At 74.3% G+C, this 23419-nt stretch carries 9 protein-coding genes; 4 read left to right on the top strand and 5 right to left on the bottom strand.

Annotated features, from left to right (window positions below):
* Positions 1-24: 24 nt before the first annotated feature.
* The 4 genes from ACFYXA_RS09285 (at position 25) to ACFYXA_RS09270 (ending at position 12906) form a co-directional block, all read left to right on the top strand.
* Positions 25-2049, top strand: a complete 2025-nt coding sequence (locus ACFYXA_RS09285) for a CHAT domain-containing protein (protein WP_389030084.1) — start codon at positions 25-27, stop codon at positions 2047-2049.
* Positions 2050-2171: 122 nt separating this feature from the next.
* Entirely contained in the window at positions 2172-6218 is a 4047-nt protein-coding gene (locus tag ACFYXA_RS09280) for a hypothetical protein (RefSeq protein WP_389030081.1), read from the top strand.
* 71 nt (positions 6219-6289) lie between these two features.
* On the top strand, positions 6290-8179 hold the full coding sequence (locus ACFYXA_RS09275) for an ATP-binding protein (protein WP_389030078.1): 1890 nt from the start codon (positions 6290-6292) through the stop codon (positions 8177-8179).
* A complete protein-coding gene (locus ACFYXA_RS09270) occupies positions 8176-12906 on the top strand; it encodes a hypothetical protein (RefSeq protein WP_389030076.1) in 4731 nt (1576 codons plus the stop codon). The genes ACFYXA_RS09275 and ACFYXA_RS09270 overlap by 4 nt, the downstream gene beginning before the upstream one ends.
* A gap of 15 nt (positions 12907-12921) precedes the next feature.
* Here ACFYXA_RS09270 and ACFYXA_RS09265 read toward each other — a convergent pair whose 3' ends face one another.
* The 5 genes from ACFYXA_RS09265 to ACFYXA_RS09245 all read right to left on the bottom strand — a co-directional run bounded on the left by ACFYXA_RS09265 (position 12922) and on the right by ACFYXA_RS09245 (position 23339).
* Positions 12922-15174, bottom strand: coding sequence for a hypothetical protein (locus tag ACFYXA_RS09265; protein WP_389030073.1), 2253 nt, complete (start codon positions 15172-15174; stop codon positions 12922-12924).
* 3 nt (positions 15175-15177) lie between these two features.
* Positions 15178-16311 carry a hypothetical protein gene (locus tag ACFYXA_RS09260; RefSeq protein WP_352253723.1) on the bottom strand — a complete coding sequence of 378 codons (1134 nt, stop codon included), beginning with the start codon at positions 16309-16311 and terminating at the stop codon, positions 15178-15180.
* Positions 16311-17342 carry a hypothetical protein gene (locus tag ACFYXA_RS09255; RefSeq protein WP_389030070.1) on the bottom strand — a complete coding sequence of 344 codons (1032 nt, stop codon included), beginning with the start codon at positions 17340-17342 and terminating at the stop codon, positions 16311-16313. Before ACFYXA_RS09255 ends, ACFYXA_RS09260 begins: the two co-directional genes overlap by 1 nt.
* A 220-nt stretch (positions 17343-17562) precedes the next feature.
* A complete protein-coding gene (locus ACFYXA_RS09250) occupies positions 17563-20208 on the bottom strand; it encodes a hypothetical protein (RefSeq protein ID WP_389030067.1) in 2646 nt (881 codons plus the stop codon).
* A complete protein-coding gene (locus tag ACFYXA_RS09245; RefSeq protein WP_389030064.1) occupies positions 20205-23339 on the bottom strand; it encodes a tubulin-like doman-containing protein in 3135 nt (1044 codons plus the stop codon). The genes ACFYXA_RS09250 and ACFYXA_RS09245 overlap by 4 nt, the downstream gene beginning before the upstream one ends.
* Positions 23340-23419 lie beyond the last annotated feature (80 nt).

Genomic DNA, 23419 nt, shown 5'->3' with positions numbered 1-23419 from the left:
ACGCTATATCAAAGGACGCTCATCATGGACCGGTTGACGGTTTTGTCGATACGCCAGGGACAGTTCTTGTACGACGGTGAGCGCGGCCTGCCTGTGGCGTGGACCTGGACGCTGGAGCGGCCCGGCGGGGCGCCGGTACTGACGCACCCAGTACGGCTGGACCGGATCCCCGGCGGCCGGCAGGCCCTCGCTGACCTCCGCCGGCTGCCGCAGCGGATCAGGGAGCTGCGGGCCCGGAACCCCGGTGACCTGGACGGCATCGAGGACGAGCTGCGACGGGCGGGGGAGTGGCTGGCCTGCGAGGGCCTGGGCGGGCTCACGAAAGAGCTGGCCGACGTGGGAGAGGTCGCGATGCGACTGCCGCCCGAGCTGGCCGAGTTCGAGGCACTACCTTGGGAACTCGCCCCGGTGCGGCGGGAGTCGGGGACCCCGGAATCTTCCGGCGTGCCGCTCGCCCTGCACGGCACGACCCTGGTGAGGGGCGTCCGGGCGTCTCCGCGCGGCCGTACCAGGGCGGTCGTCGGCGGGAAGCTGCGCGTCCTGGCGCTGTTCAGTCTCGCCGAGGGGACGCTTCCCCTGGACCTGACCGCCCACCGTGACGCCCTGCGCGCGGCCGTCCTGGCCGGCACCGCCGGCTGGGAGGTCGCGGCCCACGTCAGGACCCTCCAGTTCGGCGTCGGGCCGACGGCGCTCGGCGAGACGGTCGGTGAGGACGGAGACTGGGACGTGGTCCACATCGTGTGCCACGGCCTGCCGGGCGGGCTACTGCTCGAACGAGACCAGACGGGGCTTTCGAAACACGCCCTAGGGGAGGGCGAGGGCACGCGGTTCGACGGGGGCAGCGCGTCGTCACTCGGCGCGGGGGAGATCGGGCGGCTGCTGGCCGCCGCGCGGGGGAGGCTCAAGCTGCTCTGCCTGACGGCCTGTTGGTCGGGCGGGGAGGACCCCGCGCGGAGTGCCGGCCGCCCGCTGACGTCCCTCGCCGCGACGCTGGCCGACGAACTCGACTGTGCGGTGGTGGCGATGCGCTTCCCGGTGGGCAACGACTTCGCCGTCCGTTTCGACGCCGCTCTGTACCAGGGGCTGCTGGGGAAGGGATGGCCGCTGCCCGCGGCGCTGCGATACGCGCTGCGCACGGCGGCCGACGATCCCGACCTGCCCGAACGTGCCCTGCCGCTGCTGTCGGCGTGCACCCCGGTGCTGTTCGGGACCGACGCGCCTTACCTGACGCTCACTCAGGACAACTCGGTGATCGGCCCGTTCGATGCTGTCGGCCTGAGCATGGCCGGACCGCTGCCGGATCCGCCCGAGCCGTTCGTCGCCCGCGAGCAGGAGATGAGCGCCGCACGAGCGGCGACCTCCCCGTCCGGGGCGAGCCGCGGCGCCGTACTGCACGGGGCCGCGGGACTTGGTTCGACCTCCTGCGCCGCCGTCCTGGCACACCGGCACCAGCAGGAGATCTCCCCGGTCCTGTGGCACCCGCGACCCGAATGGGCGCCGCCGGTCCACGACGGCGGCGCGGCTTCGGGCCGTCCGCCCGCCCACCCCCACTCCGTCGACGGCTTCCTGGCACACCTGGCCCATCGGCTGCCGGCCTGCGAGGACACTCTGGACGCCGCGCGGGAGGAGGACTGGCCCGCACCGGTCGAGGCGGCCGTCGGCTGTCTCGCCGGACGGCCGGACCTGCTCCTCGTGCTGGACGGAGCCGACCGTCTGCTGTGCCAGGATCCCCGCTGGCGCCCGCTCCTCGACGCCCTCGCCGGGACGGCGGACACGCCGCGGATCCTCCTCACCTCCCGTACCGGACTGCCCGGCACCGCGCCGTCCTTGCTTCGCGTGCCGCTCGGACCGCTGCCGTCGGCGCGGCTGCTGCCGCTGCTGACCGCCGCCGCCCCCCGGCTCCTGGCGTTGCTCGACGACAACGACGAACTCGCCTGGTGCGCCTACGACATCGCGGCCGGCAATCCGGGGTTGCTCGTCGAGGCGGACCGAGCGGCAATCCGGCGACAGGACTTGAGAAATTGGGTGCGAATTCACGGCGGTAATTGACCGTTTGCCGGACGGTCCCGCGCGTTCTGTTCAAAACGGTGGTGGGTTCTTCCGACGGCCCTACTCTGCTGCCACGGGCTCACGCCCGATTCCGATGGCAGGCGGCAGGGGGGAACCGAGCCGTGACGGGGGACGATTGCGTCCTGATGTCCGTGAGCGACTTCGCCGTGGACGAACGCGGAGTGCCTCGCTGGACCTGGCGGTGCAGCCCTCCCGGCCACGAACGGGCGTTCACGCACACGGTCGCCCTCGGGGGAAGCGTGAAGGACCACCGCTTCCTGTACGACCCGCACGGCTTCGTCCGCGACGAGCACGCCGACCCCCCGACCGCCGACAAGATCGTCAGCCGGCAGGGTGAGTGGCTGCGCGACAAGGTCCTCGGCGAGAGGCTGTGGACGGTCCTCGCGAACTCGGCTTCGCACGGCACCGGAGTGGTCCGGCTGGTGCTGCGCGCGGACCGGCCCGAGTGGGAGATCGCCCGCTACCCGCTGGGACTGGCGGCGGACCGCGACGGGCCCCTCGTCGACCGGGGGCTGACCTTCGTCATCGAGCCGACGACGGCCGACGCCGACGCGGCCGCGCGGCTCTCCCCGGCGCAGATCCGGGACGAGGCGGCCCTCCCGGTCCACCTGATAGGGGCGTTCCACCACCCCGGCGGCGAGGACACCGTCGACCTGCGGGCCGAACAGCGTGGTGTCCTCACCACCGTCCGGGACATCGGCCGCGACGAACAGGCCGACATCACCACGCAGACCCTCTCCCACCGGCTGACCCACACCGAGCTGCGCGGCCAGCTGGAACACGCCAGTCGTCCGCACCCCACGACCGGTCTCTGGCAGCTCATCCTGCACCTCGCCGCGCCGGGACCACTCGGGGGGTGGGTGGCCGACGACGGCAAAGGCCGGCAGCCGGCGCTCACCGCCGAAACCCTCATCGACATGCTGCGGTCGGCCGACCCCTACCGAATACTGCGGCTGGCCGTGATCAGCGGCCGCCCGGCCGACCCCTCCCAGGCCGACCTCATGGCGGCCTTCGGCGTCGAAGCCGCGTCCCCCCAAGCCGCCGCCCCGCTCACCCCGGCCGCCCGCGCCACGCAGGCCGGGGCCGCCCAGGCCGACGGTGGACCGGCAGCCGACCGGCTGGCCGCCGACCTCGCCCGTCTGCACGGCTGTGCCGTCCTCGCCTTCCGGCACCCCATCGACGACTCGGCGGCCGTGCGGATCCTCACGTCCCTCTACCGCAAGCTCCTGCATCGGGAACTCCCGCTGCCCCGCGCCCTCGCCCTGGCGATCGCGGACCACCGCGAAGCGATCACCGGCCTCGACGCGATCTCGCCGGTCCTCTACGGCGCGGCAGCCACGGACCTGACCGTGCACAGGCGCCCCCTGACGGCATACCGCAGGACGTCACCCAAACTGCTCCCCTCCCCGCCCGACCGGCTGCTGGGACACCACGACGCCATGGAACTGGGGGACGCGATCATCGGGCCCGGACCCCGGTGCAAGAAGAACGGCATCGTCCTCCACGGCATGGAGGGCGTCGGGAAGAGCGCCTGCGCCGCTGAACTGATCAACCAGCACGCCGATCTCTACCGGCGGATCCTCCACCACCCCGCCGAGCCCTGGCCCGAGGACCCGGGCGAGGCGCTGGAGGGCTTCCTCGACGCGCTGATCAGGTGCTTCAGCGAGATCGAGGACCACTATCGCAGCGAGAGGGGGCGCGTCCCCTCCGCGGCGGACCTGGTCACCGACCCACGCGAGCTCACCCGGTTCTGCGACCTGCTCACCGCGTTTCTGACAGGCAACCGAAGTCACAACCACCTCGTGTACCTGCAGGGTGTCGGCCCCCTGCTCAACGACCTCGTCGACGACACCCCCGCGCAGCCCGGACGGCCCGCGCCCGACCCCTGGCGGCATCCCGGCTGGCACAAGGTGATCAGCGCCCTGACCGACCGCGAGGCCGTCGGCTTCCGGCTCATCATGACCAGCCCGCGCCCCATCCCGCTGAAGAACATGGAGTCCGTACCCGTGCGGTTGCTGTCCCCGCGCGAGGCCTTCCGGTACGCCAGAAGCCTGCCGCACCTGGGCGAGTTCATCGACCGCGCCGCGCGGGACCCGGACGAGCGCGGGCTCGTCGAGCGGATACTGCACGCGACCGAAGGCCACCCCGCCCTGCTCGGCCTCGCCGACTCCGCCGCCGGCCGAGGCGCCGATGCGCTGCGCCGACTCGTCGAGGACGGCAGCACGGCGACGGCCGACGACCAGCGCATCCAGGACCGGCTCGGCGCCTGGGCCCGCGACGCCATCGACCGGCTCGCCCCGGACGACGGCTCCCGCGACCTCCTTTTCGTGCTGTGCCGGCTCAGCGCCGTGCACCGCGTCCTCGTCACCCGCGCGGACGACCCGTGCGCCACGTCCCTGCTGGCCGTCGTCTGGGCCGGCGTGCGCAGCCGCCCGCTGGAGCGCGACGACGTCGTCGCCGACATCCGCCGGCTGCTGACCGGCCTCCGGGAGGAGAACCTCATCCACCTCACCGAGTCGCCCGACGGGCACAGACTGGCGGTGCGGATCCATCCGGCGGTGGTGCGGGCCGCCGGGACCGCACAGCACGCCGGCACGGCCGGCCAGGACGGCGCGGCCCGCCTGCGCGACGTCGCCCGGGTCGCCGCCGACCACACCGAGGGGCTCGTCCGGGAGGCGTTCCGCAACCGCTCCTACGGCCGCTCGGCGGACCTCCAGTTCCTGATCCCCGAAGCCCTGCCCTACCTGGAGAGCGTCGAACGCTGGGACCTGTGCCTGGAGTTCGTCGGCGGCCTGCTCAGCCGGGCGCCGACTGGACACGTTCAGGACGAGGTCAAGCGCCTGCTGCGAAGAATCAGCGGCCGGGCGGGACTGGAGCCCGCCCGACTCGCCCTGGCCGCGAGGCTGCTGGAGACCGCGGAGAAGACCGCCGACGGCACCGGCCCGCCCGTCCCGGCCGTCGCCTCCCTCGCCGCCGACGCGCCCGGAACCCCGCGGGCCGACCTGAGGCTCGCCGCCGTCACCCAGGCGCTGTACGTGCGCGGCCTGCGGGAGTGCGGACGCCTGAGCGAGGCCCGGAAAGCGGGCGAGGAGTTCCTGCGGGATCTCGGTGCCGGCGCGCAGGACAGTGAGCAGACCGCCCTGCTGAACGTGGAGTTGCTGCGCGTGCTGCGTGACCTCGGGGCATGGCGGGAGGTCCTCGAACGGGTCGGCCTGGTCTTCGACACGCTCGTCCCGGCCCGCTGGACCGCCGGCGTCGACCAGTACAGCCGCCACGGCGACGGTGAGACCCTGCGCAAGGACCTCTTCGCCCTGCGCCGCGACTGCGAGTTGCTCCTCGCCGAGCAGGCCGAGCACGCCGCCGAGGACAAACTGGAGGACGACCGGCCCGGGCCCCGCCGGGCGCGGGCCCGCGCCGACCACCTCACCCTCGAACGCTACGCACGGCGCGAGGACCCGGCCGGCCTGGCCGCACACCGTCACCGGGTGGAAGGCGTTCTGCTGGGCCTCGACGACCACGCCGACCGTCCTGAACTGAAGCTGCTGGAAGCGCAGTTGGGCACCTGGCTGGGGACCGCCGGGGGGCACGGCGACGAGGCGCTGCGGGCCATGACGAAGAGCGCCCTGGCGCGCGTGCTCCGCCTGCGCGCCGGAGCCCTTCCCGAAGCCGACGACGGCTGGTGCAGGATCCGCAAACAAGCCCTCAGTCTCGAACACGAAGCCCTGCGCGGGCTCTACAAGTCGGGCACCCCGATGGACGTGGGCGCCTGCCATCTGCGCATCCGGGACGACCAGTCGGGCTGCCCCCGTCCGGAGATCCGCGCGCTCGCGCTGTTCCACCACCTGTTCGTGCTGCTGGTCGGCGAACTCACCCACGCCCACGCCCTCAGAGAGGGCGCGGCGCTGAATGACGAACAGCGGGCCGGCATGCGGGAGTTCACCTCGGCCTGTCCCGAATCGCCGGAGGCGCTCTGCGTGGACCTGCGCGACGACCCGACCGGCGGGAAGGAAGGCGGAGCGCGTTCGCTGATCGCCCCCGTGACCCTGCTGTCCGGGCTGGCCGGGCCTGGAAGGACCGGCGGGGAACGACTGCGGTCCACCTGGGAGCGCGTCCTCGAAGCGTTCCGGTCCGATATGGAAGGCCGTTGAGAAGAAAGGGACTTGGGGAGCAAGTGAGTCACAGGGGGGTGGTGGAGATGTCAGCCGTCGGTCCACCGGTAGTGCACATACGACTGAAGGTCTCCGCGACGCCGGGAGTCCACCACGCGGTGCTGACGTGGCCGCGCGGAGAGCGGACGGGGTTCCGCGAGGCGGAGATCCGGGACGACGGGGGAGGGGAGGGGATGTGTGCGGAGCTGCTCGCGGCCGTCGCACAGGGCGAGAGGGCGCTCGCCCTGGAGCAGGACGGCCCGACCGCCGCGCAGGAGGGCGAGGCCGCGCCCCCGAAGCCGTCCGGCGTCACGCCGTCCGGTCTCGTGGTGCTGCAGATCAACTCGCCCGAACTCGAAGAGGTCCCGTGGGAGGAGCTGTTCCAGCAGGCGGGGCGCGTCCACGGACGGGTCTGGCGGCTGGTGCGCAGCCGCCTGGGCCCCGGGAACTTCCAGCCGGACGCGCCGGCGGTGTTCCCCGATCTCCCCGTCCGGGTAATGGTGCTGGGGGTGGATCCCTCCGTGCGCCCCGGCGGAGGCGTGTCCGGGCACGAGGACATCGCCGCGCACTACGCGCTGCGCGACAAGGTGCCCTGGTGGGAGGTGGACGTACTGCCAGGTCGTCTGAACCGTGAAACGCTCCTTCCCCGCCTGCGTCACGTTCAACCGCACATCCTCCATCTCGCCGGAACCGCCGCGGAGGAACTCCTCGCCGACGAAACGCTGGACCTCGGCGAACTGAACCTGTCGCACACCCGCCTCGTCGTCTCCACGGGCCCCGTGCGGACACCGGAGGCCCGCAGCAGGCTCGACGCCTTCCTGCGGAGCGACGCGCAGGACCCCGTCCTCGGCACCGTCAGCCTCGCGCTGCGGGGTGCGAAGGCCCCCGACGACTGCCGGCTGTGCGCGCCGGTCAGCGCGTTCTACCGAACCCTCGCCGAGGGCGGCGCGCTCGACGAGGCCACCGGGAGCGCCGTGCGGACCGCGCCCGAACTGCGCGCCGTCACCACCGTGAACTGCCACCCCGGTCTCGTCCTGCCCCGCCCGACGCCCTCGTCCGAGGCGGAGGCCAGGGTCCGCCGGTCCCTGTACGACGACCTGCACCACGGGGCCGACCGCGTCGCACAGCGCAGGCGGGCCCTCGACGCCCTCCAGGACGGGGCCTCCGTCAAGCGGCTGGTGGCCGTGCACGGCCCCAGAACCCACGGCGGGCCCCGAAGGGGCGCCCACTCGGGCACCACCCATGTGCTGAAGTCGGTGCTGCGCGCCTGGGAGGCGCGCGGCGGCATCGCGCTCTATGTCGACCTCCACCGGCACGAGGACGGCCTGTCCGACGGAGAGCTGCGCCCGCCACCCGACCCCTACGTCGAGACGGTCGCGCAACTGGCCGAGAGCGTGGCCCGCGACCACTGGGCCCATGACGAGGAGGTCGAGAGCCAACTCGCCGGTCTGCGCGAACGGATCGACGAATGGCGCCGGCGGCACGAGCGAGGCGACGGCCGCACCGTGCTGAGGGGGCACGCGGAGGACGTCTTCTCCGCCGGCCGCGAGCTCATGGTCAAGATCGCGCCGCCCGGATCACACGTCGTTCTGGCGATCGACCACTTCGAGGAGGCGGACGACGCCGTCGCAGGTCAGCTGGTCAGGAACCTCTTCGACAAGATCCTCGCGAGCGCGTCCCTGAGCATCGTCGCGGCGACCAGGAACGGGGCTGATGTGCGCTGGCTCACAATGTTCTGCACCAAGCCGTTCGACATCCACTGCGAGAACTGGCCCGCGGACTTCGCGGGCCCGCTGTTCCGGGAGATCGGGGCCAGGAACGGGATCGACTGGCACGGGACGCCCGAATGGCGCAGCACGGTCAAGGAGTTGGCCGACGGGGACGGCCGTGAGGTCGGAGTGGACCTGCTGGCGACGGCCGGACGCGTCGCCCGGAGGACGCAGAGCGGAGGCAGGTCGTGATCGTACGCTCGGCGACGGAGGTCGCGGAACCCTACCGGACGCACTTCCGCGCCTTCCGGTGCACCTTCGACACCGACAGGACGCTCTATGAGGTGCTGAAACGGTGCAGCGTGTGCACCCGCTTCACCCGGGGCGCCTTCGACGCGCTGGCGGGAGGACTCGGCCACTCCCTGGACGACCTGGTGGACCGCGACTACGTCAAGCTCTGCGAGGACGACAAACGCCGCTACCACGTCCCGCAGGACATCAGGCTTGGCGCCTGGACCGCCTGGTGGCATGACGCCGGGAATCACGCCGAACGCACCAGGGGACCGAAGTACGCCGGCCGTCCCACGGAACTCGTCGAACACGCACTGGAGTTGGCGCGGCATCTCGAGGAGGAGGGCGGTGGCGCCGCCGCGGTCGAGAGGGTCAGGCTTCTGGTGGTGGCCGGGCGCACCGACGAGGCGATCGAACTCTTCGACCACTGGTACTCCGGCGCGCTGCGCCTCGGTCATGTGGTCGCGGGCCGGCGCTTCAAGGAAGCCATCGCGCCCGCCGAACTCCGGGACTTCGTCCAAGAGGACCTGATCGACGCAAAGTTGATCAGGCGTCAGAGAAGGGCTGAGGCGCAGCTGGCCATGCTGGGCGTCTGGCGCACCTGCTTCGACCGGACCCGGCACTACGTCGCCCGCCCCCAGGTGGAGGGCGCGCTCGAGACAGCGCTCCACGCCGACGAGGCGAACGCCCCCAAGGTCGTCCACCTGCACGGTCCGGGCGGCAACGGCAAGAGCACCCAGCTCTCCTGGCTGATCGCCCGTCACTGCGCCGAGCAGGACCCGCCCGTGCCCTGCGCCCTGCGCGATGTCGACACCCTCGACTCGGCCCGCCTGCTGCGCCATCCCCTCCTGCTCCTGGTCGACTTCGCCCGCCAGCTGCTCAGCCAGCTGAAACCCGTGGCGACGCGGTCCACGACGGCCCGCCTCCAGGCCCTCGTCGACCAGCACGAGCAACTGCTGGACGCGCTCGCCCGCGAGCACGTGGACGGCACCGCGCTGCACCCGGAAGCCGTCGCGCCGCCCGAACGCCTCATGGACGAGTTCGTCGCGGCGCTGGAGGACGTGGTCGCGGGCGGGGGAGAGGACGCGGTCGCGGGCGAGGGAGCGCGCATGGTCGTGCTCTGCCTCGACACCCTGGACGAACTGCTCGGCACCGCCGGATTCGACATGGGCCCCCTCTTCGACGTGCTCGGCGTCCTCACCCGCGTCGAAGGGGTCCGGCTGGTGCTCTCGGGGCGCGCCGACATCGCCGAACACCCGCAGTTCCCCCAGGCCTTCGGTCATGTATCGGGGCGGTGGCGGTCCCTCGAAGTGCCCCCCTTCACCCTGGAGAACGCCGGTGAATACCTGCGGACCCGCGGCATAGACGAGCCCCTGGCGAACCAGATCGTGACCGCCTGCCGCGAGGACTTCGAGGGCGCCCCCGGGTTCACGCCGTTCGTGCTCGCCCTCCTCGCCGACCTCGCCCTGGACAAGCCCGACGAACTGCCCCGGGCCCGCATGGAGTCCCTGGAACTGTTCGTCCTCGACCGGGAACTCAGCCGCAGGAACCCACGCGTCGAACTCGCCCTGCGCTACTGCGCCGTGGCCCGTCACCCCACCTACGACTACTTCCGGCAGGTCCTCGTCCCCCTGCTGAGCCAGACACTGCCCGGGGAACCGGACCTGCGCACCGACGACGCGGCGGACGGCCTCTGGCAGGAACTGCTCGACGCGGCCCACAGCTCCGCCTGGATGAGGATCGAGGAGAAGGACCAACTGGTCGTCCACGTCAACGTCCGGCGCGCGGTGCGCCACAGCATGCGCCGGCAGGACGCGGAAGCCTGGTGGCGGCTGCACCACGACGGCAGGATCCGCTGCGCGGGACTCGCCGCCCAAGCGCGCGAGGACCGCTCCGAGACGGCCGCCGAGTGGACGATCGAGCAGATCTACCACGAGCTGCACAGCGCCGCCGACCCCGACCGCGGCCGCGCCGGATCCATCGACGAGGCCGCCCGGGTCTGGCGCGATGCGGTCGAGGACGCCTGGCGGCGCGGCGCCGTGCGCACGGTCCTCAACCTCGCCGAACGCCTGCTCAGTGCCGACTTCGGCAGGCAGGAGACCCAACTGGGCGAGGCGCAGCTCCCCGACCCGCGGACCATGACCCTCCAGCTCTGGTACGACATCGCCCTCGAACGCGCCTACGGCGAACTGCACGCCGTCCTCTACGACGGCCGCCCCGGCTGGCCGGACGTCGCCCGCTACTACGAACTGGCGTGCCGCCGGGCCACGATGAGCCAGGACGGCGAGCCGCCGCCCCGCCCCGACGAACGCCGCATGGAACTCCTGCGCTGCGCCCTGCTGCTCGGCGACCCCGCTCGCGCCGGCGCCGGCACCCTCGACGAGGTTCGGGAGACCCTCGCGGCGATCTTCCGCGAACGAGAGAGCGGACCCCCGGGCCGGGAGCGCCCCTGGTCCAGGGAGCGCCTCGACGACCTCTGGCTCGCCGACGCGGGCCTGCTGTACGCGACGTGCCTGGCCCGCACCGGACCCGGCCCCGACGGCTCGGCGGACGGGGAGCGCGCCGCGGACGGCGTGTTCACCACCACCTTCGACTGGATGACGGGCGGAGCCGACTCCAGGGCCCTGCTCATCGCCCGCTACGCGATGCGTGAATGGCGCCTGGCCGCACGCCCCGACCTGGTGCGCGCGTGGAAGACCCGGTTCGACCGGGCCGCCCTGCGCCGGCCCGAGGAGGCGGCCGCCGAGCGGACCAGGGCGGCGCTGGCCGACGCCGAGGCCGCCGTGCGGTCGGGCGTGCCCGTCGAGGGCATCCTGCGCACCGACCCCGGCGCCGACGCCATGGGCTTCGACGTGCTGGAGGCCCGCGTCCGGATGCTGCGCGGCGAACCGCTGCGCGCCGTCCACCTCCTGGACGCCACCGTGCAGCGCTTCGTCGACCCCGACGACGAACGCCGCCGCGCCCTCGGCTACGACGCCCACCTGATCCGCGCACGGGCCTGGGCGGGCGTCCTGGAGCCGGCCCGCGCCGAGGACCACGCCCGGCAGGCCATGCTCCTCGCCCGGGACGACGAGGAGCGGCTGCGCGTGCTGGCGCTGCGCGCCGAACTCGCCCTGTCCGCCGCGGGCGACCTCGTGCGGGCCGATCGCTGGATCGGCCTGGCCGCCCCCCTCAGGTCGGCCCGGCGCGGCCGTGCCGGCAGTGAGATCGCTCGCGCCGAGTGCGCCCTGCTGCACCGGCTCGGCAGGACCGAGGCCGCACGGCGGGCGCTGGCCGACTGGAGGGACGCGCTGCGGGCCCGCACCGGCGAACGGCCGTGCGGCGGCCCGCCGCCGGCGGCGCCCGACGAGTGGTTCGCCCAGGCGCTGCACTCCCTGATCCACTGCGAGCCGGGGGAGGCGCGACCCCACCTGGACGCCCTGAGTGCGGCACTCACCCGGATCCCCGACCCCGGACGCCGGCTCGTGCTCGTCGCCGGGGAGGCCGCCCTGTACGGTCCCGTCGCCGGGGCGCCGCTGCTGCCCGAACCGCTGCGCGAACCGGTGGCCCGCCTCATCGGCCGCCTCCCCGGGGAACGGACCACCGCACCCCTGTCCCTGGCCGCGGCCGTGTTCCACGGGCACCTCCTCGGCGACCGGCGACGCGCCGCCGCGGACCTCAAGGCCGCCCGGCAGCGCTTCGGAGCGCCCAACCACGGCGTGCACCGCACCTGGCTGCTGCTGCACCGCGTCCTGCCCTCGGGCGTCGACCCCGCGCCGCTGCCGGAGCGCGAGGCCCACGAGGAGCAACTGCCCGCCCTGCGCGGGGCGGACCTGCTGGCCCGTGAGAGCCGGCGCCGCCGCCCCCGGCGGCAGATGGCCGTGGACGCGGCCGACCTGCTGGGCGACGACCGGTCGGCGCCCACCCTGTGGCATCTCACGGCGGCCGAGCTGACGATCCCGTCCGACCCCGCCACCGCCCGGCTGCGCCGGCGGCTGCAGCACCCGGGCGACGGCCTCCCGCGCACCCGCAACCTCGACCTCGCCCGACGCGCCCTGCGACGGCACGGCGGAGCCCCCGCCGAGAGCCGGGCCGACTCCGCCGCCGGGCTGCGGGCGGCGCTCACCGCCCGGGTCCCCGAGCGTCCCCTGCGCTGCGAACTCCTCGATCCCGGCGGCGCACCCACCGTGCAGGACCAGGACGCACCCGTCGACGTCCTCGTCCTGCGGGGCGTCATGCGCCCGTTCGGCCGGGGCGCCGCCCTGCGCCTCCTCGGCACCGCCCGCCCGGTCCGGCCCGCCGACGTGCACCAGGAGATCCGCCGGATCTGCCTGCGCGGCGACCAGCCGCCCCCGCTGGTGCTGCTCGACGCGGTCGCTCAGGGCCTGACCCGGCGGCGGCAGACCGAGCTGCGGGACCTGTTCGCCCACGAGGTGTTCCTGCTGGGGCGGGGCGACGACACCGATCCGATCGGCGGAGCGGCCGTCGTGCTGGCGGCCGGGCTCGTGGCGGCCGAGTACGTCGACGACGGCACATGGGAGCAGACATGGCGCCGGGCCGTGCTGCGTTTCGGCCGCACGGCGGCCGAGGCGTCGGAGGAACTCGACGCGGCAGTCCGGGAGTTGGCCGCCAGGGACCCGGCCGCGCCGCCCGTCCGGCTGTTCTCGCACCTGCCCGAGGAGGAGATGTTCGGCCTCGGGCAGGTGTGACGGGCGGCTGCCGCCTCAGGTGTTGAACAGCACCACGAAGAGGAACACCAGGGCCGCGATGAGCCCGAGCAGCATGCCCGCCGCCAGGAGCCGGTCGTCGCTGTCCCCGACGGCGTGCGCCCGCGCCGGTTCGCCGCGTCGGCGGCGGGCCGGCCGTTCGGCCGGGCTCGCCAGTCCGTGGGCCCGCATGATGGCCGCAGGGCCGTGGGTGGTGAAGAAGGCCGGGTGAACGAGCTCCGGCCGCAGCATGTGGTCCTGGAGTGTGGTCAGCAGGAGGCCGGAGAGTTCCGCGGGGAGCGCCCACCCGTGCATCCCGAGGAACGTCGCCCAGACGCGCGCGGGGCCGGGCCTGCGCACGGGCTTGCGCACGAAGAGCCAGTGGAGGTGGGCGGGGGAAATGACGGACACCCGCTTGAGCCGGCCGGAGGTCGTCCGGGTCAGGCCCAGCCCCTGGGTGATGGCCAGCTCACACGCCGCGTCGGCGGTCGCCTCGTCCCAGTGCGCGGTGCGCTTCTCCAGCTCACGGCGGAGGGCGTCCGCCTCGTCGCGGGTCCGGCACCGCGTCGCTCTCTCCACCAGCTCCATGTCGCCGAGTGCGCTCGCCCACTCCGCGCCCGCGCGGTCCCGCCGTGTGTCCTCGGCCCGCCGCGCATCACCCTCGCCTGGTGCGTCGCCGTCCTGACGTGGGCCGCCGTGCGGCCGGGCGGCGTCGTCCCGTCGTACGGCGTCCGCGCCCGGCGGGTCCTCGGTCCGCTGCGGAGCGGCGTGGGCCCCCTCGCCCCTGAACCAGCGCGGTGTCCACGCCCCCTTCTTGGCCCGGGGCTGCGCCGGGGAGCCGTGCGCGACCGACGGGGGCAACCCCGCGGGGCTGAAGGGCAGTTGCTCGGCCATCCCGTCCGAAGGTGGCGCGGCCGGTTCGGCGGGGGCGGTGAACGACTCGTGTCCGAGGACGGACCGGCGCGTCGCGGTCACGAAGGACGACTCGTGGTGGGCGCCGTGAACCGCGTCGTGCCGGGTGTCGTGACCGGGGTCGTGGTGGGACTGGGGGTGAGCCGGCGGGCCGGTGGACGCGTCGTCGTCGTACGGGTCGTAGGGAAGGAGCGGCTGGAAGGCGGCGGCTTCGTGCTCGTGCGTGGTCGTCTCCATGTCGTCGGGCGGGCCCGCCGGACGGGCGGGCGCCTGGCCGGTGTCCGACGCCTCACGCACGTGCCAGCCCCGGGGGAGGGCCGGCACGTCGTCGGGCGACGGGGCGCCGGACGACGTCTCCGCGCCGCCGCCGCCGTCGGCGGGCGGGCCGGCGGGCGGCCGCTCGTCCGGCCCGGCGGTGTCGTCCGGCAGGTGCTCGTCCTCGGCGGGGGGCGAGGCCGGGCCCGGGCCGATGCGCGGCCGAAGCAGCGACAGCAGCTCACGGCACCGCTCCTCGGGGGTCATCTCCGACCAGCGCAGGGCCGGGTGGCCCACCAGCTCCAGCGTCTGCGTCCCGGACTCGGCGTAGCGGGCGACCAGCAGCCGCGCCGCCTCCAGCGCCCAGTCCGCGGGCGGCTCCTGACCGTGCAGCCGCAGCCTGCGATGCGTGGAGTGGCCCGGCGTCGGCCACTTCGGCATGATCATCAGACGGTAGGGCCCGGACTCCTCGTACTCCAGCGTGGAGAAGGTCCACGGGCCGGGCACCAGCCGCTCCAGCATTTCGACCAGGCCCAGCAGGACCAGCGCGCGGGGACTGTCGCCGACGCAATCCTCCTCGGCTATCGACAGCTGCCGTCCGGGCTCGTACAGCACCCAGGACACCAGGTGGCGCAGCACGTCCGCGTGGTCGGCCGCCTGCGCCCGGAGGACGTCCGCCCCCTGCTCCGCCTCCCGGCGCAACTCACCGAGGTCCAGCACGTCGAGCGTGCGGCCCAGACCCGCGTCGAGCGCGCCCGAGCGCCGCGACCACTCCCGTCCCGTCAGCCCGAGGGCGACAGGGGCCGTCAGCCGGCCCGACGGCGCGAACAGGGCGTGACAGCGCAGGCTGCCCCGGTCCATGCCGTCCCGCGCGGTGACCCGCCACACGATCACCTCCTGGCCGGCCACCGTCGCGAAGGCGAGGGAGTCCCGGCCCGCGGCGGACGCCCCGGGCGGCCGGACGATCCGCTCCGCCAGTTGCCAGAAGCTCACGGCCTGCGGACCGGCGCAGGAATGGGCCACCGGCCCGAAGCCCCGGTTCTCGGAGATGTTGAACGGGTCGTGGACGAAAGTGATCTGATCGGCGGTGGGACCGGTGTGCATGGTTCAGACCCCCATCAGCTGCGGGACCGGCGGATCGAGCAGGCCGCACATGGTGAACAGCGACAGCAGCGGGCCGAGGACGCGGCGCGGCCGCACGCCCCCGACGAACGCCTTGCGCGGACCGTGCGGATCGGTCCGGCCCGGCACGGCCGTCGGCGACATGCCGGTGGCGGAGACGAAGTGCAGGGTGCACCGGCGGCAGTCGTGCGCCGGGCGCAGCCACGCGCTCGCGCCGTGCTGGGCGAGGAAGGCGTAGACGTCCCGGCTCTCCTCGTACGCCTCCTGCGGATCGACGGTCTTCCCGCCGGCCGGCGGCCCGTTGCGCAGCCACTGGTCGATGGGGTCCTCGAAGCGCAGCACGTCGCACTTGTTGAGCACCACGGCGCAGGGCACGTCACTGAAGTCGCCGTCCCGGGGCAGCCGGTCCAGGACCGTGGAGAACGTCGGGTCGGGCACCCCGGCCAGCGCGTGGCTGATGCCCGCGCTCTCCCGCGCCGGCACCAGCTGGGGCATGCGCAGCGCCCGCATCGTGTCCACCACGAAGATCAGCGCGTCCACGCCCAGCAGGAACTGGGTGCTCTGACCGCTGAGCGTGAGGGACTCGCCGGCGATGTCGAAGAACGCCACCGGCCGGGTCCTGCCCCTGACGGTCACCAGCAGCGCGTCGGTGAACTCGACGAACGACACGGGGTCGGTGGACGGCAGCACCAGGCCGGCCTCCAGCTGGCTCACCGCCTGGGACAGGAACGTCTGGTGCCGGACCGTGTTCACCGAACGGCAGTGGATGCCGTACGGGTCGAGACCGCCGCGGCCGATCTCCGCCATCATCGCCGCGAGCAGATGCGTCTTGCCGGTGCCCGACTGGCCCACGAACGCGATGGACAGCGGAGTGCCGTGACTGAGGTACGGCACGGGCAGGAAGTGCTCGCCCGGCCGCTCGTTGGGGCACTTCAGGAAGGCCTGGTTGAGCAGGTCCCGGCGCCGGATCTCGTTCGTCTCCTCACCCGGATCCCATGGCCTGAGCTCATGGGTGGGCGGCTCCGGCAGGAACAGCCGCCGGGCGTCGAAGTACAGGTCCTCCAGACAACTCGGGCAACGGATCGGCCGCGGCTGCTCGCCCGCGAGTACGTCGTCCACTATCCGCTCTCTCCCGTCCTGTCATGGTGCGTACTGCGGCCCGGGATGCGCAGGCTCCACACCGGGCCCGCGCCCCTGCGCCCGGCGTCCGGGCGCGGCGGCTCCTCGGGCCTCGGCGGCGCCGGGGCCGGCTCGGGCCGCGGCCGCGGGGGCCAGGCGTGCGGCCCCTTGGCGGCCAGCAGCTCGTCGAACCGCCGCCGGCCCGCGCGCAGCGGGTCGGGCGCCTCGCCCAGGTCGGCGACCGGGTCGCGTCCCGAGATCCGCTTGAGCAGCGTCCGGGCGTCGCAGCGGCGGTCGGGGTCCTCCTCGAACACGCCGCGCAGCAGATCCGTCAGGGCCTGCCCCGACCCCGGCGGCGGGCGGTCGCCCGCGCTCTCCCGGCCCGTCGCCACGAAGTGGACCAACTGCCCGGCGCTCCACACGTCGTCCAGGGGATGTACGGCGCCGAAGCCCTCCCGCTGCTCCGGCGAGGCCCACGGCCGCACCCCCAGCCGTCTGCGCGGCCGCCCGGCCAGTTCGGCGCCGCCGAACTGGGTGAGCTGGATGCGGGAGCCGTCCCAGCGCACCGTGCCGGGGCCGATCGACCGGTGCACCAGCGAGGCCCATTCCAGCAGCCGCAGCGTGCGGAACAGGCTGTACTCGAACTTCTGCTGCTCGCGCACCATGAGACGGCCCGCGAACTCCGCCATCGGCTGGCCCTTGCGCAGCGGGTCCAGCAGCAGGAACGGCTCGGGCGCCTCGATGGCGTACCCCGCGAGCCGGGTGAACTCCGGTGGGTAGCCCTCGCGCCCGAAGGCCCGTACGAGCCGCAGCCCGGCCCGGATCTCCGTCTCCAGGGCGTCCAGGGCCTCCGGCCGGGCGGCGTGCGCCGGGTGTATCCGCCGCTGGGAGAGGTGCCGGCCGTCCTCCAGCGTGATCATCCGGGTGCGGAACGGGGAGCCGGGAGCGTGCGGCTCGTCCGGTTCGGCCCGCAGCACGCGCACCCGCTCGGGCATGCCCGTGGAGTCCACGAACAGCAGTACGTCGGTCATTCAGGCACCTTTCCGCCCCCGGCCGCACCCCGGCACAGCCCGCCGCGCCGCCCCCGAGTCCCACCGGCCCCCGCGCTCCTCCCGGCGACCCGCCGCCGGGGCGCGGCGACCGCCGAACGCACGTCGCCCGCAACCCTGCTCCCGCCCCCCAGGGGGACGGCCCCGCTTCCGGAAGGCGACCCCGCGCCGCCCCCTCCGCGCCCTTCGCGCGGCGCGGGGCTCACCCGGCGCCGCCCGTCGTGTCGCCCCCGCCGCGTGCGGAGGGCTTGCCGGGCTGGACGCGGCTGCCGCCGCCGTGCTGTGCGCCGTCGCGGGCGCCGGGGAGCCGGCCGCCCTCCCGGCCGCCCGGCCGGGGAGCGCCCCCCGCCCCGCCGGTCGACTCGCGGCCGTCGGACCAGGACAGGCGGACCGAGCTCTCCGCGAGCGGGACGAGGCGCAGCAGGCCGGCGAAGCGGCCCGTGGCCGTCCACACGATGTCCGGCAGTCCGGCGTCCGGCACGCTCGTCCACCGGGTGCGCGGCTCGGCCCGCCCGCCCGTCGTCCCGTGCGCGCCGCCCGGCGCGTTCTCGACGGCCTTCCAGAACGAGCTCTGCATCGCCTGCGGCACGAACCCGAAGTGCCGGGTGGCGTCCGGCGCCCGGTCGAGCATCCGCAGCTGCCCGGGGGAGCACAGATGCAGGGCGTCGTCGTGATGGCCCGGCAGGAGCACGCCGACCACGCGCTGCATGTCCACGCCGACCAGACTCGCCGGGTCGGGCCGGCTCACCGATGTGTGGGCGAAGCGGGGTGCGGGTGCGGTGCCGACCCGGGCCAGCTGGTGCTGGTACTCGAAGATCAGCTCGCCGGTGCGGGCGGCCACCGGCAGCGCGGTGACGGTGGAGGGGTCGCGCAGCACCAACGGCCAGTAGGGAGTGAGGACTTCGGCCATCAGGTCCGACAGGTCGCCGATGACCGTGTCGAGCAGCGCCTGCCCGGCCTGGCCCACATGCTCGACGGCGTACGGCGAGCCGCCCCGCCCGTCCGCGGTCCCGCCGCCCGGCGGGATCCCTCGTGACGCCGGACCCCAGTCGGGCCCGGCCCGGCCTTCCAGTTGCTCGCCGAACTCGGCGAGGGTCGAACAGCCCGCCTCCAGGAGCGCGGCGACCGCCCGCGCCTGGTCGGACGCGGCCGCCCGGGCGTCCGCGAGCAGCCAGTACTCGAACACCCCGTCGTCCAGCGCCTCGCCGAGCCGCTCGGCCGCGAGGGCGGCGGCGTCGAGCCGTACCTCTCGCCGCCAGTCCGCCACCGCGGCCGCCCACAGGCTGTGACCGGCCTGGACGGCCGCCGCGCCGGCCGCCACCGCGAGCAGCCACACGGACCAGAAAGGCATCGCCACCGCGGCCCGGGCGGACAGGCCCACGACGCATCCGGCGGCCCACCCGCCGGCGAGCACGCCCACCGTCCGCCGGGGGAGCCGGGCGGCCCACGGCGGCTCGTCGGACGCCTCGTCCTCCGGGCCCGCGACGAGGGTCCACCCCACGGCGCCGGCGAGGAGGAGCAGCATCACTCCCGACACCAGCGGCCACCACGGCGCGACGGCGGCCGCCGACGCGGCGAGGGCCGCCCAGCCGGCCGCCCGGCCGGCTCCGGCGCCCACGGTGAACGCGGGCGGCCGGATCAGCGGGGCCAGCACGTCGTCGGGGCAGACCTGCTGGATCCGCTCGATCTGGGCCGCGCTCCCGGACGGCACGGTCGAGTTGGTGAACTCGCGCAGCCAGGAGACGATCTCCGGCAGCGGGCGCCGGCGCTCCAGCCGGGTCAGCACCTGCTGCCGCAGAGCCGCCCCGACCTCCTCCGGCCGGGTGCCCGGGACCAGCGGCAGCCGCACGCCGAGCCGCAGCAGATGGTCCCGCGCCTCCGCGTCGATGCCCGCGCGGCCGTCGACCCACTCGAAGGTCTGCTCGATGGTGCGCCGGTGCTCGGCGAGCCGGTGCCCGGCCTCCCGCACCGCGCCGAGAGCCTCCCGCATGCCCGAGGCGCGCCCCAGCCAGCCCCGCCGGCCGCTCAGCTCCGCCAGACACAGCCCCGCCCGGCGCATGCCCGCGACGGTCTGCCGGTGCGACTGCCGCAGCGGGCTGTCCTCCGGCAGACAGTCCTCCGAGGAGAGGTCCTCGGGGTCCGCGGTCCCCGCGAGGACGGCCAGCGGCCCCTCCGGCGGCGCGGGGCTCGTCACGGCGGTGGGCGCGCCGGTGCAGTACTCAAGGGCCTGCACCTGCGTCCGCAGCAGCTCCTCCTCCGGCACCTCGTGGATCAGCAGCCGCAGCGCCGGACTCGCCACCGCCGACGGCAGTTCGTGCAGGGTACCCACCGTCTCGTCGAACACCTCGGCCACCTGGAGCAGCTCGACGAGCGGGTCCAGCCCGCCGAGGTCGTTCTCCGCGGCTCCCGTGTCGGTCAGCGCGGGCGCCCCGCTCTGCCCGGGACGCCAGCCGATGCCCCGTACGTCCCCCACCCACACCGTCGCGGCCAGCGGCGGGCGCAACTGCACCGGCAGCGCCAGCACATGCGACTCCCGGTACGGCTCGTCCGCGGCGTCGGCGGGGTCCGCCGCCGGGCCCGCCGACCGGGCGGCCGGCGGGCCCACCGCGAGACAGAGCACCGCCGACACCCCCGGGTGGGAGCAGATGCGCTCGTAGGCGTCCTCGTGGGAGACGAGGTCGGCGGCCGTGTCGATGACCAGCACCCGGGAGACGTCGGCCGCGCGCACCCGCGCCTCGCGCATCGTCTCCCGGAAGCGCTCGTCGAGCGCCGCCGCGGTCCCGACGTGGTCCAGGCCCCGGCGCAGGTCGATGCAGACGACCAGACGGTCGCGGTGCGGTGTGCTCACTGGCCGGCCTCCCCACCGAGCGCGTGGTGCAGCTTGCGCAGCGTCCAGCCCTGGAGCCGGTGCGCCCGGGGGAACGGCAGGTCCAGAGCCTCCTGGAAGGTCTCCGTCCAGAACGCGCGCAGTTCCGCCCGGTGCGCCGGATCCTGTTCCACCGGCCAGGGCGACCGCCCGACCAGCAGCTCCGCCTGCTGCGCCGCCACCTTGTCGACGAGGGTGCGGAACAGCCCGGACGGCGCCACCGGAGTGCCCTCGAGCCCCAGCGGCGTGGTGGCCATCAACTGCTCGCAGAACGCGTCGCGGATGCCCCCGCTGTCCTCCCCCAGCGTCCAGGACTCGTACGCGCGCAGCAGCCCGCCCCAGCTCGACAGACCGGGGCCGGGCGACTGGAGCGCGCACACCATGGCCGCCGACTCCCGGTCCCGCAGACCGACGCGCACCCGCTTCGGGCTGGTCACGTCCCCGAACACGGTCACCTGGTCGTTCCACAGCGCGCACAGCAGCCGGTGCAGGATGTGCCGGCGGTCCTGCGCCGTCCCCATCAGGAAGTCGGACTCGTGGCCCAGCCGGTGCCGCCAGCGCAGCAGGTCGCCCGGCTGCTCCGCGCCCAGCGCCTCCGCCCACAGGGTCAGCGTGCCGCGCACCTCCGGCACCTCGGTCAGGCTCATCGAGCTGCGGAACAGGATGACGGTGACCGACTCGGTGGACACCGGACGGAACTCGATCTCCCGCTCGTTGTCCCTGGGCAGCCGCATCTCCCGCTCCAGGAAACGGCGCACCGCGGAGTCGGTGGACGTGGCGGGGTAGACGATCAGCACCTTCAGCTTCCCCCGCCCCTCGGGGGAGAAGCCCACCGGCAGCAGCGAGGCCAGCTTGTGCCGGCACTGCTCCACGGCGTCCTCGCCGATCTGCAACCCGTCCCCGGCGGCCGACGCCGCGAGCAGTGTGCCCAGCGACGGCAGCAGCGGACGCTGCCCCACCCCGCCGGTCTCCCCGAACAGGCGCTTCACCCGGTTCTGCAGATGGTCCTTGACGATCGACACCGACCGGCGCGGATCCACCCGCGCCTCCGTGAACGCGGCCCGCCACCGCTCGGCGCCGATCAGGTGCCCGAGCAGCGCCTCCTCGCCGTCCGTCTCCCGCAGCCCCTCGGCGAGCAGCAGACGGTGCACGACGGCCTCGTAGAAGGAGACCAGGTCGTTCTGCGGCGGCAGCAGGTACGACACCCCGGTGCGCGGCCGGTACAACTGCCTCGTCCGCTGGGTGAACGAGGCCTGCTCGTCGTCGGCCTGCTCCTGGAACGCGCCGGTCAGCGCGTCCAGTTCGGCGCGCAGCGCGGACAGCGTGCGGTCCCAGCGCGGGGCGTGGTCGGCCCAGTGCCGGTGCCAGACGCGCCGGCACTCCCACTGGTACCAGGCGTCCTGCTCCTGGAGAGCCTGCACGACCTCGGCGTCGCCCCATCTCAGCTTCACCAGCCCGGCCATGCGGTCCTTGATGTTCCTCGGCTGCGGCGGACCCACGCTCAGGCCCGGCGGGCGTTCCGGCTCCCGGCCGCGGTTGTGCAGCAGCCCGGCGAAACCGGCCCGGGCCAGCCGGTCCTTGGCGGCGGGCTCGCCCAGCACGACCTGTCGCAGCCTCGGCACGTCGACCCGGCCGAGGAGTTCGCGCACTCCCCGGAACGGGTCGAAGGCGGTGGCGAGTTCGGAGACCTGCTGGCGCAACTGGCGGTCGAGGTCGCCGAGCGCGTCGTCCATCGCGCTCTGCCGCGCCGCCAGCGCCTCCAGCACGGCCCGCGCGCCGGTGGCCGGGCGCGGCTCGCTGAACGGCGGGCTCGGGCGCGTCCACAGCTGGTCCAGGTGGGACGCGGCGAAGAACTCGCGGATCAGGTCGCGTTGGGCCGCGTCGTGCGTCGCCGGATGGTAGGCGCGGCGCTTGAGCGCGGTGGCCAGCAGCCGGGACGCCACCAGTTCGGCCAGTTCGTCGACGGGGACCGCCATGGAGGCGACCAGGCTCGTGGAGACACCGCGGTTGCCGATGCCGGTCGGGGCGACGGCGGCCCGTTCCACGTTGGCGTTGATGAAACTGTCGGCGAACGACTGGTACAGGTTGTCGCCGTCGCGGATCCGGCTGTCGTCCTCGCCGAGTTCCGTGCCCAGCAGGGACATCACCAGCGACACGATGGAACGGTGCAGGTCCTCGCGTTCGATGCCGGAGGTGCGGGAGAACAGGAACGCGGTCTGCGTGGTGGAGGGCCGCATCCGCACCGAGACGCCGCCCGGGTACTCGACGGAGAGCTGGCCGGTGCTGCCCACGTCGTCCAGGTTGTCGTCGGCGTCGGGCGCGTTCTGGTCGTCGACGAGACGGAACAGGTCCACCAGGGCGCGGCCCGCGTTGAGACGGGCCGCGCGGCCCCCGCCCCGCCCGTCGTCGAAGGCGGACGGCATGACCACCAGCGGGTAGATCCGCACCCGGTAGCGGGCCTCCTCGAAGGCGTGCCCCAGCAGGTGGAGGTAGTCGTAGAAGATGCCCGCGCCGGTGCCGCCGGCGACGGAGAAGGCGACGAACACGTCGCAGCTGTCGGCGAGCGAGCCGCCGAGCGAGGTGAGGTCGCCACCGGACTTGCTGATCAGGGAGATCGCCTCGCGCAGCGGGTTCAGCGCGGGCCCCAGACCGCCGCGGAAGGTCTCGAACAGGGCCGCCCGGCCGACGGCGGGCAGCTGGCCCGCGCCCCGGATCAGCGGGGCGACGCGCGGCTCGCCCTGGCGCGGGGGCACCCAACGGCACAGCGGGCCGGGCAGGTTGGTGCGCAGACTGCGGGCCACCTCGGGGTAGGAGTCGAAGCGCGGCAGCAGCCCGAACGTGGCCCGGGCCGTCCTGCCGTAGGCGGCCTTGAGCAGTCCGTCGGCCCGCATGTGCGGCAGCCGGCTCAACTCGGCCTCGTTCAGGTCCGCGTAGACGAACTGAAGACAGTCGGGCAGCTGGTGGGGGAGCAGTTGGCGGCCGCGCAGCGCGGGGAAGAGTGCCGTTCCGTCGGGGCCGCACAGCGCTTCCCGCAGCCGGTTCTCCAGCTCGGCGCCGATGAGGCATCCGGTCCCGCCCAGCCCCACGAACAACATAGGCTGGTAGATCTTCATCCAACTCCCCCTCGTGCGCGGCCGTGTGGGCGCCCGGCTCCGTCGCGCGGCCGTCCACGGCCGTCCCGGCGGTCGGACAC

This window comes from Streptomyces sp. NPDC002566 (genome assembly GCF_042889585.1).
GTDB lineage: Bacteria > Actinomycetota > Actinomycetes > Streptomycetales > Streptomycetaceae > Streptomyces.
Note: the sequence above shows the minus strand (reverse complement) of the source record. Positions and strands in the feature narration are given on the sequence as shown.

What these genes read in the sequence shown, in the direction of transcription:
- ACFYXA_RS09285 (WP_389030084.1), top strand. Translation starts at nt 25, where the DNA reads ATGGACCGGTTGACGGTTTTGTCGATACGCCAGGGACAGTTCTTGTAC.
- ACFYXA_RS09265 (WP_389030073.1), bottom strand. Translation starts at nt 15,174, where the DNA reads ATGCACACCGGTCCCACCGCCGATCAGATCACTTTCGTCCACGACCCG.
- ACFYXA_RS09255 (WP_389030070.1), bottom strand. Translation starts at nt 17,342, where the DNA reads ATGACCGACGTACTGCTGTTCGTGGACTCCACGGGCATGCCCGAGCGG.
- ACFYXA_RS09245 (WP_389030064.1), bottom strand. Translation starts at nt 23,339, where the DNA reads ATGAAGATCTACCAGCCTATGTTGTTCGTGGGGCTGGGCGGGACCGGA.